The 16,483-nt window shown below is 74.2% G+C and carries 11 protein-coding genes and 1 pseudogene; 11 read left to right on the forward strand and 1 reads right to left on the reverse strand.

Annotated features, from left to right (window positions below):
* Position 1 precedes the first annotated feature (1 nt).
* The 3 genes and pseudogenes from C0216_RS01595 to C0216_RS01605 form a co-directional block, all read left to right on the forward strand.
* On the forward strand, positions 2–199 hold the full coding sequence (locus C0216_RS01595) for a DUF4244 domain-containing protein (RefSeq protein WP_114053519.1): 198 nt from the start codon (positions 2–4) through the stop codon (positions 197–199).
* Positions 186–575: a TadE family type IV pilus minor pilin gene (locus tag C0216_RS01600; RefSeq protein ID WP_114053520.1), complete on the forward strand. Its 390-nt coding sequence runs from the start codon at positions 186–188 to the stop codon at positions 573–575. Before C0216_RS01595 ends, C0216_RS01600 begins: the two co-directional genes overlap by 14 nt.
* A pseudogene (locus C0216_RS01605) lies at positions 572–880 on the forward strand (Rv3654c family TadE-like protein); the annotation flags it as partial. The gene C0216_RS01600 and the pseudogene C0216_RS01605, both read left to right, overlap by 4 nt.
* Before the next feature lie 60 nt (positions 881–940).
* Here the strand turns inward: C0216_RS01605 and C0216_RS01610 are convergent.
* Positions 941–3,424, reverse strand: coding sequence for a DEAD/DEAH box helicase (locus tag C0216_RS01610; protein WP_114053521.1), 2,484 nt, complete (start codon positions 3,422–3,424; stop codon positions 941–943).
* Positions 3,425–3,506: 82 nt separating this feature from the next.
* Between C0216_RS01610 and bldG the strand changes: the two genes are divergently transcribed.
* The 8 genes from bldG (at position 3,507) to tmk (ending at position 16,246) form a co-directional block, all read left to right on the forward strand.
* Entirely contained in the window at positions 3,507–3,848 is a 342-nt protein-coding gene (gene bldG / locus C0216_RS01615) for an anti-sigma factor antagonist BldG (protein WP_030152678.1), read from the forward strand.
* A gap of 126 nt (positions 3,849–3,974) precedes the next feature.
* A complete protein-coding gene (locus tag C0216_RS01620; protein WP_114053522.1) occupies positions 3,975–4,412 on the forward strand; it encodes an ATP-binding protein in 438 nt (145 codons plus the stop codon).
* A gap of 259 nt (positions 4,413–4,671) precedes the next feature.
* Entirely contained in the window at positions 4,672–7,074 is a 2,403-nt protein-coding gene (locus tag C0216_RS01625) for a sodium-translocating pyrophosphatase (RefSeq protein WP_114053523.1), read from the forward strand.
* 139 nt (positions 7,075–7,213) lie between these two features.
* Positions 7,214–7,774, forward strand: coding sequence for a small secreted protein (locus C0216_RS01630; RefSeq protein ID WP_114053524.1), 561 nt, complete (start codon positions 7,214–7,216; stop codon positions 7,772–7,774).
* A gap of 107 nt (positions 7,775–7,881) precedes the next feature.
* Positions 7,882–9,405 (forward strand): DUF7059 domain-containing protein, encoded by a 1,524-nt coding sequence (locus tag C0216_RS01635; protein WP_114053525.1) that lies wholly within the window; start codon positions 7,882–7,884, stop codon positions 9,403–9,405.
* A gap of 138 nt (positions 9,406–9,543) precedes the next feature.
* Positions 9,544–9,741: a hypothetical protein gene (locus C0216_RS01640; RefSeq protein WP_114053526.1), complete on the forward strand. Its 198-nt coding sequence runs from the start codon at positions 9,544–9,546 to the stop codon at positions 9,739–9,741.
* A 268-nt stretch (positions 9,742–10,009) separates the two neighbouring features.
* The gene (gene topA / locus C0216_RS01645; RefSeq protein ID WP_114053527.1) at positions 10,010–12,850 is read left to right on the forward strand and encodes a type I DNA topoisomerase; all 2,841 of its coding nucleotides are present in this window, start codon (positions 10,010–10,012) and stop codon (positions 12,848–12,850) included.
* Between the two features lie 222 nt (positions 12,851–13,072).
* Positions 13,073–16,246: a dTMP kinase gene (gene tmk, locus C0216_RS01650; RefSeq protein WP_114053528.1), complete on the forward strand. Its 3,174-nt coding sequence runs from the start codon at positions 13,073–13,075 to the stop codon at positions 16,244–16,246.
* Positions 16,247–16,483 lie beyond the last annotated feature (237 nt).

A 16,483-nucleotide genomic window follows, 5' to 3' on the forward strand; every position in this document is an offset into this window, starting at 1 on the left:
CATGAGGATGATCTGGTTTCGTGTGCGGGCGGTGATCGGCGGGCGGGCCGGGGACGCCGGGATGTCGACGTCGGAATACGCCATGGGGACGATCGCGGCGTGTGCGTTCGCCGCGGTCCTGTACAAGGTGGTGACGAGCGACGTGGTCTCCACGGCGCTCCAGTCGACCATCGGAAAGGCACTCGATGTGCCTTTCTGAGGAAAGTCCGCGGACTGCTCCGGCCCGGCCGCGCGACGGCGGATTCGCCACCGCGGAGGCGGCTCTGGTGATTCCGGCCCTGGTGCTGTTCGCCGCCCTGCTCGTGTGGGCCCTGATGGCGGCGGCCGCGCAGATCCGCTGCGTGGACGCGGCCCGGGTCGGTGCCCGGGCCGCGGCCCGCTCGGAGCCGGGGCAGGACGCGGCCGCGGCAGCCCGGTCGGCCGCCCCGGCCGGGGCCGAGGTGGTGATCGAACGCAAGGGCGACCTGTGGCACGTTCGGGTGGAGGCGCCTGCGCCGGGGCCGGCCGGGCTGCAGGTGCGGCTCGGGGCCCGGGCGACGGCCCTGGCCGAGGACAGCGTGGGGCCGCCGCCATGAGGGGCGACCGGGGTTCGGCGACCGTGTGGGCGGCCCTCGTGGCCACCGCCCTGGGGGCGGTGTTCGGCGGTGTGCTGCTGCTCGGCCAGGCGGTGGCCGCCCGCCACCGCGCGGCGGCGGCCGCCGACCTGGGGGCGCTCGCCGCGGCCGCCACCTGGGCCCGCGGCCCCGAGGCCGCGTGCGCCGCCGCCCGGCGTGTGGCGGCGGCGCAGGGCGCCTCCGTCGCCGCCTGCCTCCTCCACGGGGAGGTGGCCGAGGTTGCGGCCCGCCCCGCCGCGGGCCCCTTCACCCCGGTGATCACGGCCCGCGCGGGCCCGTCCTCGGCCGAGGACGCACCGCCTCCGGCCGCGGAGGAGCCGCACGGCTCAGGGGGCGGGCGGCTGCGGGTCGGTCCCGGGGGCGTCCGGGGCGTGGGCGAGGAGGCGGGTCAGGAGGCGGATCGCGCCCCGCTTGTGGAGCGGGTCGTTGCCATTGCCGCACTTCGGGGACTGGATGCAGGAGGGGCACCCCGCCTCGCACTCGCAGGCGGCGATCGCGTCGCGGGTCGCCGTCAGCCAGGCGCGGGCCGTGTGGAAGGCCCGCTCCGCGAAGCCGGCTCCGCCGGGGTGGCCGTCGTAGACGAAGACGGTCGGCAGCAGGGTGTCCGGGTGCAGGGGGACGGAGACGCCGCCGATGTCCCAGCGGTCGCAGGTCGCGAACAGCGGCAGCAGGCCGATGGAGGCGTGCTCGGCGGCGTGCAGGGCCCCGCCGAGGATCTCCGGGGTGATCCCCGCCTCGTCCAGCTGGTCCTCGGTGACCGTCCACCACACGGCGCGGGTGCGCAGGGTGCGCGGCGGCAGGTCCAGCTTGGCCTCGCCGAGGACCTCGCCGGTGATCAGCTTGCGGCGCAGGTAGGACACCACCTGGTTGGTCACCTCCACCGAGCCGTAGCAGAGCCGGGCGTCCCCCCAGGGGATCTCGGCGTCGGTCTCCAGCACGGAGACGGCGGTGGTGTCGCGGGCGGTCGTCGAGAAGGGCGGGCTGGCCTCCTCGACGAGGGCGACGGAGTCCTCCAGGTCGAGGTGCCGCACCAGGTAGGTGCGGCCCTGGTGGAGGTGGACGGCGCCGTCGTGGACGGCGGTGTGGGCGGCCGACTCGTCCACCGTCCCCAGCAGCCGCCCCGTGCCGGCCTCCACGATCTGCACCGGGCGGCCGCCCCCGCCCCGGATGTCCGCCAGGTCCGCGGCCCGCTCCCGGCGCGTCCAGTGCCAGGCCGTGGCCCGCCGGCGCAGCAGCTTCGCCGCCTCCAGCTGCGGTACGAGCTCCCGGGCGGCCGGGCCGAACAGCGGCAGGTCCGCCTCCGTCAGAGGGGCCTCCGCGGCGGCCGCACACAGGTGCGGGGCCAGGACGTACGGGTTGTCCGGGTCCAGGACGGTTGCCTCCACCGGCCGGCGGAACAGCGCCTCCGGATGGTGCACGAGGTAGGTGTCGAGCGGGTCGTCGCGGGCGATCAGCACGGCCAGGGCGCCCTGGCCGGAGCGGCCGGCCCGGCCCGCCTGCTGCCACAGCGACGCCCGGGTCCCCGGATAGCCGGTGATCAGGACCGCGTCGAGCCCGGACACGTCCACGCCCAGCTCCAGCGCCGTCGTCGCGGCCAGTCCCAGCAGCTCGCCGGAGTGCAGGGCCGCCTCCAGGGCCCGCCGCTCCTCCGGCAGGTAGCCGCCGCGGTAGGCGGCGACCCGCCCCGGCAGCGACCGGTCCACCTCGGCGAGCTTCTCCTGGGCGATCACCGAGATCAGCTCTGCGCCCCGCCGCGAGCGGACGAACGCGACCGTCCGGACCCCCTGCACGACGAGGTCGGTCAGCAGGTCGGCGGTCTCGGCCGTGGCCGTGCGCCGCACCGGGGCCCCCCGCTCGCCCCGCAGGTCGGTCAGCGGCGGCTCCCACAGGGCGAAGACCACCTCGCCCCGCGGGGAGGCGTCGTCGGCGACCTCGCGGACCGGCAGGCCCGTCAGGCGGGAGGCGGCGGCCGCCGGGTCGCTCGCGGTGGCGGACGCCAGCAGGAACACCGGGTCGGCGCCGTAGCGCGCGCACAGCCGCCGCAGCCGGCGCAGCACCTGCGCCACGTGCGAGCCGAAGACGCCCCGGTAGGTGTGGCACTCGTCGACGACGACGTAGCGCAAGGCACGCAGGAAGGAGGACCAGCGGGCGTGGGCCGGCAGGATCCCGCGGTGCAGCATGTCGGGGTTGGTCAGGACGTAGTTCGCGTACTGGCGCACCCATTCGCGTTCTTCCACCGGCGTGTCGCCGTCGTACACGGCGGGGCGGACCGAGGTGCCGAGCGGCGCCGCCAGTTCGCGCACGGCGCGCCGCTGGTCGGCGGCGAGCGCCTTCGTCGGGGCCAGGTACAGGGCGGTCGCGCCCCGCCCGTTCGGAGCCTCGGAGCCGTCCGCGAGGGCGGACAGCACCGGCGCCAGGTAGGCCAGCGACTTCCCGGAGGCCGTTCCGGTGGCGACCACCACGGATTCGCCGTCCAGGGCGTGCTCAGCGGCCGCCGCCTGGTGCGCCCAGGGGTGCTCGACACCCGCGGAGCGGATCGCGGCCACGACATCCGTCCGGATGCGGTCGGGCCACACTGCATGACGGCCCTCCCGAGGGGGCAAGTGCTCCGTATGAGTGATGCGTGCAGCCCTCTCCGGCCCCCGTGACAGGCGGTCCAGGACCGTGCCGGGAGCGGGTTTCGGGTCCCCGGGCGCCCTATGGCGGCCGGGGCGGTGAGTATTGGCCATTGGAACCGAGTGTGTCACCGGCGTGCAGGACAATGGACGGAAGGCGTCGTGCGCGCCTGCCGGTAAGTGGTTGAATGCCATCGCGGCAGCCAATCTCTCCCCCGCCCGCGGGTGGGGGAGGCCCCTGGGGGGCGCCGCTCGATAGCAAGGTGCTGGAGGATCCGTGGACCTGTCCCTGTCGACTCGCACTGTCGGCGACCGTACGGTCGTGGAGGTCGGTGGCGAGATTGATGTGTATACCGCGCCCAAGCTGCGCGAGCAGTTGGTCGAGTTGGTGAACGACGGCAGCTACCACCTGGTTGTCGACATGGAGCGGGTGGACTTCCTCGACTCCACCGGCCTCGGTGTGCTCGTGGGCGGCCTCAAGCGCGTCCGCGCGCACGAAGGCTCGCTGCGGCTGGTCTGCAACCAGGAGCGCATCCTGAAGATCTTCCGCATCACGGGCCTGACCAAGGTGTTCCCGATCCACACGACGGTGGAGGACGCCGTCGCCGCCACCGACTGACGTCCGTCCCCGCCCCGGGCGCGGCCGTACGCCGGCCCGGGCAGCGGGGGCGCCGGAGAGGAGCGGGGGCGCGGGCCGCATGCGGTCCGGGCCTCTGCAAGGCACGCCCAGTCCGAGGGGGACGCAATGGCCACCGTTGAACTCCGCTTCAGCGCCCAGCCCGAGCACGTCCGCACGGCCCGCCTGGTCGCGGCCGCCGTGGCGCGGCGGGTCGGCGTGGACGAAGCCGTGCTCGACGAGGTCCGCCTCGCCGTGGGCGAAGCCTGCTCACGCGCCGTCGGACTGCACCTCAGCAACGGGCTCACCGCGCCCGTCCGGGTGGTGCTCACCGAGGAGGAGAAGTCGTTCTCCATCGAGGTCGGCGACGAGGTGCCCGGCCCGTCCGGCGGGACCGTGCCGGGTCTGCAGGCGGCCCTCGACCCGGACGGCGACGCGGAGGACGAGATGGGGCTCGCCGTGATCAGCGGTCTCGTCGACGACGTCGAGGTGATCAGCGGCGAGGCCGGCGGCACCATCCGCATGAGCTGGCCCGTCTCGGGGACGGGCGAGGGCGAACTGCCTTAGCCGGTACTCCCTGAATATTTTTGGATCTTATTGAAGGCCCTGCCGAGCAGGGCCTTTTCTCGTTCCCGGACCGGTATTCCGGATCAATGACCAGGCGTCAATGCCTTTGCCCCATTACTTCTTTCGGGGGTAATGGAGTGACGCAATCTATTGGTGGGGTGCAAGAGCAGGCCAATTCCGTTTCCCGTGCACTGTTTTGATGCGGAAGAGGTCCCTACAATCCGTCCACATCTTGAGCTCATCACGTCAAGGAGGACGAATGACGGGGCTCTTCACCCCCAACGCGCCGGACGGCACCGCCGATCTGGCAGCCGCAGTACTCACCGAGGACAACCGGCTCATCGTCATGGTGATCGCGGCCGTCGCAATTGCCGCACTCGTCGTCGCGCAGGTCCTGGTCCGCCAGGTACTTTCCGCCGACGAGGGAACCGACAGCATGAAAAAGATCGCCGCGGCGGTCCAGGAAGGCGCGAACGCCTACCTCGGCCGGCAGCTGCGCACCCTCGGGATCTTCGCCGTCGTCGTGTTCTTCCTGCTCTTCCTGCTGCCCGCCGACGACTGGGGCCAGCGGGCGGGCCGCTCCGCCTTCTTCCTCGTCGGCGCCCTCTTCTCGGCGGCCACCGGCTACATCGGCATGCGCCTTGCCGTCCGGGCCAACGTCCGCGTCGCCGCCGCCGCGCGCGAGGCCACCCCGGCCGAGGGCGAGCCCGCCAAGGACCTGACCGAGGTCTCCCACCGGGCGATGCGGATCGCCTTCCGCACCGGCGGCGTCGTCGGCATGTTCACCGTCGGCCTCGGCCTGCTCGGCGCCTCCTGCGTCGTCCTGGTCTACGCCGCCGACGCCCCCAAGGTCCTGGAGGGCTTCGGCCTCGGCGCCGCCCTGATCGCGATGTTCATGCGTGTCGGCGGCGGCATCTTCACCAAGGCCGCCGACGTCGGCGCCGACCTGGTCGGCAAGGTCGAGCAGGGCATTCCGGAGGACGACCCGCGCAATGCCGCGACCATCGCCGACAACGTGGGCGACAACGTCGGCGACTGCGCGGGCATGGCCGCCGACCTCTTCGAGTCCTACGCCGTCACCCTCGTGGCCGCGCTCATCCTCGGCAAGGCCGCCTTCGGCGACCTCGGCCTCGCCTTCCCGCTCATCGTCCCCGCCATCGGCGTCGTCACCGCGATGATCGGCATCTTCGCCGTCTCACCGCGCCGCTCCGACCGCAGCGGCATGACCGCCATCAACCGCGGCTTCTTCATCTCCGCCGCGATCTCCCTGGCCCTGGTCGCCGCCGCCGTGTACGCGTACCTGCCGTCCTCGTACAAGGACCTCGTCGGCGTCGAGAACGCGGCGATCACCAACCACCCCGGCGACCCCCGGATCCTCGCCCTGGTCGCCGTCGCCATCGGCATCGTCCTGGCCGCCCTGATCCAGCAGCTCACCGGCTACTTCACCGAGACCACCCGGCGCCCCGTCCGCGACATCGGCAAGTCCGCCCTCACCGGGCCGGCCACCGTCGTCCTCGCGGGCATCTCCGTCGGCCTGGAGTCCGCCGTCTACACGGCCCTCCTGATCGGCCTCGGCGTCTACGGCGCGTTCCTGCTCGGCGGCACCTCCATCATGCTCGCGCTCTTCGCGGTGGCCCTGGCCGGCACCGGCCTGCTCACCACCGTCGGCGTGATCGTCGCCATGGACACCTTCGGCCCGGTCTCCGACAACGCCCAGGGCATCGCCGAGATGTCCGGCGACGTCGAGGGCGCCGGAGCCCAGGTCCTGACCGACCTCGACGCGGTCGGCAACACCACCAAGGCCATCACCAAGGGCATCGCCATCGCCACCGCCGTGCTCGCCGCGGCCGCGCTGTTCGGCTCGTACAACGACGCCATCTCCACCGCGGTGAGGGAAGTCGGGGCGAAGGCCGGGGAGATGAACCTCAGCCTCGACATCGCCCAGCCCAACAACCTCGTCGGCCTCGTCCTCGGCGCCGCCGTGGTCTTCCTCTTCTCCGGCCTCGCCATCAACGCCGTGTCCCGCTCCGCCGGCTCCGTCGTCTACGAGGTGCGCCGCCAGTTCCGCGAGCACCCCGGGATCATGGACTACACGGAGAAGCCCGAGTACGGGCGCGTCGTCGACATCTGCACCAAGGACGCGCTGCGCGAGCTCGCCACGCCCGGCCTGCTCGCCGTCATGGCGCCCATCGCGGTCGGCTTCGTCCTCGGCGTCGGCGCGCTCGGCGCGTTCCTGGCGGGGGCCATCGGCTGCGGCACCCTGATGGCGGTGTTCCTCGCGAACTCCGGCGGGGCCTGGGACAACGCGAAGAAGCTCGTCGAGGACGGCCACCACGGCGGCAAGGGCAGCGACGCCCACGCCGCGACCGTCATCGGCGACACCGTCGGCGACCCGTTCAAGGACACCGCCGGCCCGGCCATCAACCCGCTGCTGAAGGTGATGAACCTGGTGGCGCTCCTGATCGCGCCGGCCGTCGTGCAGTTCAGCTACGGCCCCGACACCAGCCCGACCGTCCGGGCGATCGTCGCGGCCGTCGCCATCACCGTCATCGTCGCCGCGGTCTACGTATCCAAGCGGCGCGACATCGCCGTCGGCGAAGGCGGCGACGGGGCCGCGGCCGAACGGGTGGCCAAGCCATCCGACCCCGCGGTGGTCTCCTGACCCGGAGGGCCCCCTCGGCGGCCCGGCACGGAGGCGGACGGGCGGCGCGTACAGGCGCGCCGCCCGTCCGCCTTTCCGCGACGTGCGACAGCGGCCGTGTATCTTCCCCGCGGAGAGCCTCCTCGAAGGGACCGATCCGGTGAACAAGAAGCTTGCGGCCGCGGTGTCCGGCTGTGCGGCGCTGGTGCTCGTGCTGTCCGGCTGCGGCGACGACGGCGACGAGAAGGCCAACGCCTGGGCCAAGAAGGTCTGCGACGTCTGGGAGCCGCACCTGGACAAGGTCGAGAAGGCGAACGCTGAGATGAAGCGCGTCTCGTCACAGGACAGCAAGTCCGACGAGGTCCAGAAGGTCGACTCCGCCGCCTTCCAGACGCAGGCCGACGCGTACACGGCGATGGCCAAGGCCCTGCGCGATGCCGGGGTCCCGCCCGTCAAGGACGGGCAGTCCACGCTCGACGCGTCGGCCGGCGGCTTCGAGTCGGCGGCCAAGGGCTACGCGGACGTGAAGACGAAGATCGACGCGCTGGACGCGAAGGACCCGGCGAAGTTCGCCGACGGCCTCGAAGCGCTCAGCGCCGACATCGAGGCGGCGAACCAGGGCAGCAAGAACGCCTTCAACGAGCTCAACGCGAGCGGCATGGCGAAGGCGTTGAACGCGCAGAAGGGCTGCAAGGTCGCGGCCCCCGCGCCGACGGGCTGATCCACAGGGCCGCCGGACCGCCGGGCAGCCCGCCCGGCGGACCCCGCCGCCCCGCCGCCCGGCCGCGTGCCGCACGGAACGGCGGCGCCGGCCGACACAATGGACGCGTGAGTACCTCCAGCCTCCCCACGCCCGACCGCGCCGCCGAACTCCGCACCGCGCTGCTCGCCGCCGGCTTCACCGCCGACGGGCTGCTCGACCTGCTCGGCGCCCCCGCCTACGCCGCCCTGGCCCGCAGCGAGACCGTGCCCGCCCTGCGCGCCGCCCGGAGCGCCGGCAGCAGCCCGCTGGCGAGCCTGGTCCGGCTGTTCCTGCTCCGGCAGACCGTGCCGGCCGCAGACGCCGCACGGGCGCTGCCCCTGGAGGCCGCGCTCGCCGACGGCTGGCTGCACCGCGCGGAGGAGGCCGGCGGCGGGGACGCGGTCCGCGCCGCCGTCGACGTCCGCCCGTACGGCGGCCCGAACGGCGAGGACTGGTTCATCGTCTCCGACCTCGGCTGCGCGGTCGGCGGGGCCGGCGGGATCGGCTCGCGCGAGGAGGGCGTCGTCCTCGGCGTCGGCGGCGCCTCCACCACCCTCGCCGGGATCACCGTGCGCACCCCCGTCGGCAGCGCCCTCGACCTCGGGACCGGATCCGGCATCCAGGCGCTGCACGCCGCCGGGCACGCCACCCGCGTCACCGCCACCGACGTCAACCCCCGCGCCCTGGAATTCACCCGGCTGACGCTCGCGCTGTCCGGGGCGCCGGAGGCCGAACTGCTCCTCGGGTCGCTGTTCGAGCCCGTCGGGGATGCCGCGTACGACCTCATCGTGTCCAACCCGCCGTTCGTCATCTCCCCCGGCGCCCGGCTGACGTACCGGGACGGCGGCATGGGCGGCGACGACCTGTGCCGCACGCTCGTCCAGCAGGCCGGCGCGCACCTCAACCCCGGCGGCTACGCGCAGTTCCTCGGCAACTGGCAGCACGTCGAGGGCGAGGACTGGCGCGACCGCGTCCGCTCCTGGGTGCCGCGCGGCTGCGACGCCTGGATCGTCCAGCGCGACGTCCAGGACGTGACCCAGTACGCCGAGCTGTGGCTGCGCGACGCGGGCGACCACCGCACCGCTCCGGACGAGTACGCGCGCCGGTACGAGGAATGGCTCGACGAGTTCGAGGCCCGCAAGACCAAGGCGGTCGGCTTCGGGTGGATCACGCTGCGCCGCAGCGGCGCGCAGGAGCCGTCGATCGTGATCGAGGAGTGGCCCCACCCGGTGGAGCAGCCGCTCGGCGACGCGGTCGCCGCGCACTTCGCCCGCCAGGACTACCTGCGCGACCACGACGACGCGGCCCTGCTGGAGGCCCGCTTCGTCCTGGCCGGCGAGGTCGTGCAGGAGCAGGTCGGGGCGCCCGGCGCGGAGGACCCCGAGCACGTGGTGCTGCGGCAGAACCGCGGCATGCGGCGGGCCACCAAGGTCGACACGGTCGGGGCCGGGTTCGCGGGCGTCTGCGACGGCTCGCTCAGCGCGGGCCGGATCCTCGACGCGATCGCGCAGCTGGTGCAGGAGGATCCGGTGGGGCTGCGGGACCGGACCCCGGAGGCGATCCGGCTGCTCGTCGAACAGGGGTTCCTGGAGCCGGTCGCCGACCACTGAGCCGTCACCGGGGGTTCGCCCGCCGTTCCCCCGCGGCTGGCAGGCTCCCCGGCGGAAGGGCGCACGGCCGCAGGGGCCCCGGGGTACCGGGGGGACGCCGGGGCCCCGGGGCGGCCTTGCGACGATGGGGGGAACGGCATGGAGCGCGGTCCGGCGGTGTTCGCGGCAGCGGTGTTCCTGCTGTACGGGACGGCCCTGCTGGCCTGGACGGGGGCGTGCGTACGCCGCGGTGCGCCGGTCGCCGAGGGCGTGCGCCCCTCGCTCGCCCTCCCGGCGGCTCTGCTCGGCGCGGCGGTGTCGCTGGGCCTCGGGGCGTGGTGCCTCGCACATCTCTGACCCGGGCCGCTCCGCCGGCCGCGGCTCTCGGGGCAAAGCCGGACGTCAGGACGGGTGCGGGGGCGGGGCCAGACGGCCCCCTGGCCACTCGGGCCGGTGATCGGGACGGGTCCGGCGGGGTATCCGGGCGGCAGAAATGGCACTAGTCGGGTTACCGTTCGAGTGGCCGTTGCGGGCTTGTGCCGTTTGACACGGGGGCGGGTTGTACCGTCACACTCCGCAGCGTCGCCGTACTGCGACCGAGTGCCGACCGGAGAGAAGAGCCAAGTTGTCCCCGACTAGCGAGACCGCACAGGGCGGCCGCCGACTCGTCATCGTCGAGTCCCCTGCCAAGGCGAAGACGATCAAGGGCTACCTCGGCCCGGGATACGTCGTCGAGGCGAGCGTCGGGCACATCCGCGACCTCCCGAACGGCGCCGCGGAGGTACCCGAGAAGTACACGGGCGAGGTGCGCCGCCTCGGCGTGGACGTCGAGCACGACTTCCAGCCGATCTACGTCGTCAACGCCGACAAGAAGGCCCAGGTCAGGAAGCTCAAGGAGCTGCTGGCCGAATCCGACGAGCTCTTCCTGGCCACCGATGAGGACCGCGAGGGCGAGGCCATCGCGTGGCACCTCCAGGAGGTCCTCAAGCCCAAGGTCCCCGTCCACCGCATGGTCTTCCACGAGATCACCAAGGACGCGATCCGCGACGCCGTCGCCAACCCGCGCGAGCTGAACCAGCGCATGGTCGACGCCCAGGAGACCCGCCGCATCCTCGACCGGCTCTACGGCTACGAGGTCTCCCCGGTGCTGTGGAAGAAGGTCATGCCGAAGCTGTCGGCGGGCCGCGTGCAGTCCGTGGCCACCCGCCTCGTCGTCGAGCGCGAGCGCGAGCGCATCGCCTTCCGCTCCGCCGAGTACTGGGACCTGACCGGCACCTTCTCGACCGGCCGGGCCGGCGACCCGTCCGACCCGTCCACCCTCGTCGCACGCCTGAACACCGTCGACGGCAAGCGCGTCGCCCAGGGCCGCGACTTCGGTGCGAACGGACAGCTGAAGAACCCCGAGGTGCTCCACCTCGACGAGGCGAACGCGCGCGCCCTGGCCGCCGCCCTCGCGGACAGCTCCTTCGCGGTCCGCTCGGTCGAGTCCAAGCCGTACCGCCGCTCCCCGTACGCCCCGTTCCGTACGACGACGCTCCAGCAGGAGGCCTCGCGCAAGCTCGGCTTCGGGGCGAAGGCGACCATGCAGGTGGCGCAGAAGCTGTACGAGAACGGCTTCATCACCTACATGCGAACCGACTCCACGACGCTGTCCGACACGGCCGTGGCCGCGGCCCGGGCGCAGGTCACGCAGCTGTACGGGGCCGACTACCTGCCGGAGAAGGCGCGCGTCTACGCGGGCAAGGTCAAGAACGCGCAGGAGGCGCACGAGGCGATCCGCCCCTCGGGTGATCGTTTCCGCACGCCTGCCGAGACCGGTCTGACCGGCGACCAGTTCCGGCTCTACGAGCTGATCTGGAAGCGGACCGTCGCCTCCCAGATGAAGGACGCGACCGGCAACTCGGTCACCGTCAGGATCGGCGGCACGGCCCGCGACGGCCGGGACGCCGAGTTCACCGCCTCCGGCAAGACCATCACCTTCCACGGCTTCATGAAGGCGTACGTCGAGGGCGCGGACGACCCGAACGCCGAGCTCGACGACCGCGAGCGGCGCCTGCCGCAGGTCGCCGAGGGCGACGCGCTCGCCGCCGACGAGATCACCGCGGACGGCCACGCCACCAAGCCGCCGGCCCGCTACACCGAGGCCTCGCTGGTCAAGGAGCTCGAGGAGCGCGAGATCGGCCGCCCGTCGACGTACGCGTCGATCATCGGCACGATCCTCGACCGCGGCTACGTCTTCAAGAAGGGCACGGCCCTCGTGCCGTCCTTCCTGTCGTTCGCCGTGGTCAACCTGCTGGAGAAGCACTTCGGCCGGCTCGTCGACTACGACTTCACCGCCAAGATGGAGGACGACCTCGACCGCATCGCCCGCGGCGAGGCCCAGGCCGTGCCGTGGCTCAAGCGCTTCTACTTCGGCTCCGAGGAGGCCTCGGGCATCGTGCCCGCCGACGGCGACCACCTCGGCGGCCTGAAGGAGCTCGTCACCGACCTCGGCGCGATCGACGCCCGGGAGATCTCCTCCTTCCCGGTCGGCGAGGGCATCGTGCTGCGCGTCGGCCGCTACGGGCCGTACGTGGAGCGCGGCGAGAAGGACGCCGAGGGCCACCAGCGGGCCGACGTGCCCGACGACCTCGCCCCGGACGAGCTGACGGTCGCCTACGCGGAGGAGCTCTTCGCCAAGCCGAGCGGAGAGTTCCAGCTGGGCGCCGACCCGGTCAGCGGCAACCAGATCGTCGCCAAGGACGGCCGGTACGGGCCGTACGTGACCGAGGTCCTGCCCGAGGGCACCCCCAAGACCGGCAAGAACGCGGTCAAGCCGCGCACCGCCTCGCTGTTCAAGTCGATGTCCCTGGACACGGTCACCCTCGACGACGCGCTGAAGCTGATGTCGCTGCCGCGCGTCGTGGGCACCGATGCCGAGGGCGTGGAGATCACCGCCCAGAACGGCCGGTACGGCCCGTACCTGAAGAAGGGGACGGACTCGCGGTCGCTGGAGTCGGAGGAGCAGCTCTTCACGATCACGCTCGACGAGGCGCTGGCGATCTACGCCCAGCCCAAGGTCCGCGGGCGGGCGGCGGCCAAGCCCCCGCTGAAGGAGCTGGGCACCGACCCCGTCAGCGAGCGGCCGGTCGTCGTCAAGGACGGCCGCTTCGGCCCGTACGTGACGGACGGCGAGACGAACGCGACGCTGCGGCGCGACGACGACGTGGAGACGATCACGCCCGAGCGCGGCTACGAGCTGCTCGCCGAGAAGCGGGCGAAGGGGCCGGCGAAGAAGACGGCCAAGAAGGCGACGGCCGCGAAGAAGGCCCCGGCGAAGAAGGCGACGGCCGCGAAGAAGACCGCCGCCAAGAAGACCTCGGCGGCCAAGACGACGACGGCGAAGAAGACGGCTGCGAAGAAGACGGCCACCGCGAAGGCCGCGGCTGCGAAGACGACGGCAGCGGCGGCCCCGGCCGAGGAGTAGGCGGGACCTCGGGACCTCAGGATCTCAGAACCTCAGGACCTCAGGGTCCGGCGGGGCGGTACCGGCGCGAGCGCGCGGGGTACCGTCCCGCCGCGCGTCCGGGCCCGGCCGGGAGCCGGCCCTGCAGGCGGTGCAGGAGGGTTCGGAGGGGCGCGGGGCGGGGGCCGCCGGGGTTGTCCACAGGCCTCCGCAGCCGTCCGGCGCAGCGGATAGGCTGGGCGGATGACGCGAGCCGAGCAGCCGACTGGCGTGACCGCCCCCGTGAACCCCTCCTACGACGAAGCCCTCGCCGCGGACTCCCGCGAGCGGGCGGTGCGCGCCCTGCTGCGCACACCCCGGCTGCGGCGGCTGTGGAGCGCCCAGCTCGTGAGCGGCATCGGCGACGCCCTCGCCCTGCTGGTCCTGGTGCTGCTGGCCTTCCAGACCGGCGTCTCCCAGGAGGTGTTCGGCGGCGGCTACCGCGGCTGGGCCCTGACCATCGCGGCCGTCTTCGGCGTCCGCATCGCCGCGACCCTGCTCTTCGGCGCCGTCCTGCTCGGCCCGCTCGCGGGGCTCATCGCCCCCGGCGGCAAGCTCGACCGCCGCTGGACCATGATCGCGGCCGACGGGATCCGGATCGGGCTGTTCGTCGTCGCCCCGCTGTGGCTCGACTGGATCCCGGCGCACGCGCTGACCGCGCTGCTCGCCACCGTCTTCGTCGCCGGCGCCGCCGAGCGGCTGTGGACCACGGCCAAGGACAGCGCCGCCCCCGGCCTGCTGCCCGCCGCGCCGCCCGAGGGCGCCGCCGTACGGCCGCTGCCCGACCACCTGGACGCGCTGCGCCGGCTCACCCTGCGCACCTCGTTCGCCGCGATGCCCGCCGCCGCGGCCGTGCTGCTCGCCGCCACCCTGATCGGCAAGGCGCTCGCCCTCGGCGTGGACTGGCTCGCCGCGAACCAGGCCGCCCTCGGCTCGTACGTGGCGGCCGGACTGTTCGCCGCGTCCCTGTCGCTGCTCGTCCCGCTGGTCCTGCCCGAGAGCCGGACCCCGCGGCCGCGCTCGCCGCTGGAAGGGCTGCGCGCCCCCAAGGCGGGGGACCGGCCCGACAAGGGGCGTACCGGTTCCATCCCGCTGTTCGTCCTGGCCTGCGCGGCCGTCGCCGGAGCCGTGTCCGGTGCCGCGGCCGTCGCCGTGCTCCACGCGTACGACCTCGGCGGCGGTCCCGCCACCTTCGCGCTGCTCGTCCTGGCCCTGCTCGGCGGCACCGCCGCCGGCATCCGCGCCACCCAGGCCGGGAAGGTGCTGCCCGCCCTGTCCCGGCGCCGCCTGCTGGCCCTCGCCACGGCGGTCGCGGGCGCCGCGCTGCTGCTGAGCGGCCTGGTGCCCGACACCGCGACCGTGCTGCTGCTGTCGCTGCTCGCCGGCACCGCCGCAGGCGTCGCCGCGAACACCGGGCACACCCTGCTGGACCAGGAGACCGAGGAGCTCCGCCGCGGCCGCGTCACCGAGCACCTGCAGGCCGTCGTACGGGTCGCGGTCGGCCTCGGGGCGCTCCTCGCCCCCGTCGTGGCGGCCGGCATCGGCCCCCACCGGCTGACCGCCGGCGAGCTGGTGTTCCGGCACGGCGGCGCGGCGTACACGCTGATGCTCGTCGGCGTCCTGCTCCTGCCGGTCGCCGTGATCGTGCTCGCCAAGGCCGACGACCGGGGCGGCGTACCCCTGCGCCGCGACCTGCGCGACGCGCTGCGCGGCGGGGAGCCGCTCCAGGCCCCGGCCGGCTCCGGGTTCTTCATCGCCCTCGAAGGCGGTGACGGCGCCGGCAAGTCCACCCAGGTCCAGGCCCTGGCCGAGTGGATACGGGGCAAGGGCCACGAGGTCGTCGTGACGCGCGAGCCGGGCGCCACCCCGGTCGGCAAGCGCCTGCGCTCGATCCTGCTCGACGTCTCCTCCGCCGGGCTGTCGAACCGGGCCGAGGCCCTGCTGTACGCCGCCGACCGCGCCGAGCACGTCGACACCGTGGTCCGGCCCGCCCTGGAGCGCGGCGCCGTCGTCATCAGCGACCGCTACATCGACTCCTCCGTGGCCTACCAGGGCGCCGGCCGGGACCTGTCCCCGACCGAGATCGCCCGTATCTCGCGCTGGGCGACCGACGGGCTCGTCCCCCACCTGACCGTGCTGCTCGACGTCTCCCCGGAGACCGCCCGCGAGCGGTTCACCGAAGCCCCCGACCGGCTGGAGTCGGAGCCCGCCGAGTTCCACCAGCGGGTCCGGGCCGGCTTCCTCACCCTGGCCGCGGCCGACCCCGGCCGCTACCTCGTCGTCGACGCCGGGCAGGACCCCGACTCGGTGGCCACCGTCGTACGCCACCGCCTGGACCGGATGCTCCCGCTCTCCGAGGCGGAGGAGGCCGCCCGGGCCGAGGCGCGCCGCAAGGCCGAGGAGGAGGCGCGGCGCCGCGCCGAGGAGGAGGCTGCCCGCAAGGCAGAGGAGGAGCGGCAGCGCGCCGAGGAGGAGGCCCGCCGGGCCCGCGAGGCCGAGGAAGCCCGCCTCCGGGCCGAGGCGGAGCTCGCCGAGGCGCGCCGGATCGCCGAGGAGGCCGCCGCACGCCAGGCCGAGGAGGAGGCGCGCGCCCGCGCCGAGGCCGAACGGCTGCGCGCCGAGGCCGAGGCGAAGGCCCGCGCCGCCGAGCAGGAGCGGCTGCGCCGCGAGGCGGAGGAGGAGGCCCGGCTGCGCGCCGAGGCCGAGGAGCGGCGCCGGGAGAAGCAGCGGCGCGCCGAGGAGGCGCTGTTGAAGGCCGAGGAGGCGCGCCGGCTGGCGGAGGCCCAGGCGGCCGCCGCCGCGGCGGAAGCGGCCCGCAAGGCCGCGGCGGCCCCGCGGGTCTCCATGACCAAGGAGCCGCACCCGGACGACGCGGTGACGGTCGAGACGCCGGTGGTCCGGCCGCCGGTGGAGAAGCGGGTCGTCCGCCCGGACGACGTGACGCAGACGGTGCCGATGCCGAAGGCGGACCCGGCCGGGCCCGCCGCCGACCGGGTCGACCCGGCGGCCGAGACCTCCGTACTGCCGCCTGTGCCGGCCTCCGACCCGGCCGACGAGACGGCTGTCCTGCCGCCCGTACGCCCGGACGCGCCCCGGCCGCGCCCCCAGGCGCACTCGGCGGTCAGGCCCACGGCCCGGCGCCCCGACCGCGACCCGGCGGACCGGGTCCCGCCGGGCATCTTCCGGGACTCCGACGACGACGTGACCCGCGAACTGCCGCTCCTCGACGAAGCGGGCCGGCCGCGCGCCGCACGCCCGTCGTGGGCGCAGGACGCCGCCGGGGACGACGACATGCCGACCCTGGCGGACGAACTGCTCGGCCCGCGCCACGACGACGAAGACGACGAAGACGACGAGAACGGCCGCCGCCGCCACTGACCGGGCAGCACGCAGGCCACGGAGGTGCCCGCGCGCTCGGCCATGCCGGCGCCGGGAGGCGCCCGGGGCACCCGCAGGTGGGGGTGGAGGCGCCCGGCTCCGAACCCGGGACGGCGGCCGGTCCCGGTCGCGGTGCCTGGCCGGCACCGGGCCGGGCAGCCGGCAGGGACCCGGCGTGTGGTCGGGACTGTCGGCGGCTGGCGTCACACTGGAGGGCGCACGCGCCGGGCCGGCGGC

The sequence above is a fragment of the Streptomyces globosus genome (assembly GCF_003325375.1).
In the GTDB taxonomy this organism is placed as follows: domain Bacteria; phylum Actinomycetota; class Actinomycetes; order Streptomycetales; family Streptomycetaceae; genus Streptomyces; species Streptomyces globosus_A.

What these genes read in the sequence shown, in the direction of transcription:
- C0216_RS01595 (WP_114053519.1), top strand. Translation starts at nt 2, where the DNA reads ATGAGGATGATCTGGTTTCGTGTGCGGGCGGTGATCGGCGGGCGGGCC.
- C0216_RS01600 (WP_114053520.1), top strand. Translation starts at nt 186, where the DNA reads ATGTGCCTTTCTGAGGAAAGTCCGCGGACTGCTCCGGCCCGGCCGCGC.
- C0216_RS01610 (WP_114053521.1), bottom strand. Translation starts at nt 3,424, where the DNA reads ATGGCATTCAACCACTTACCGGCAGGCGCGCACGACGCCTTCCGTCCA.
- C0216_RS01620 (WP_114053522.1), top strand. Translation starts at nt 3,975, where the DNA reads ATGGCCACCGTTGAACTCCGCTTCAGCGCCCAGCCCGAGCACGTCCGC.
- C0216_RS01625 (WP_114053523.1), top strand. Translation starts at nt 4,672, where the DNA reads ATGACGGGGCTCTTCACCCCCAACGCGCCGGACGGCACCGCCGATCTG.
- C0216_RS01640 (WP_114053526.1), top strand. Translation starts at nt 9,544, where the DNA reads ATGGAGCGCGGTCCGGCGGTGTTCGCGGCAGCGGTGTTCCTGCTGTAC.
- tmk (WP_114053528.1), top strand. Translation starts at nt 13,073, where the DNA reads ATGACGCGAGCCGAGCAGCCGACTGGCGTGACCGCCCCCGTGAACCCC.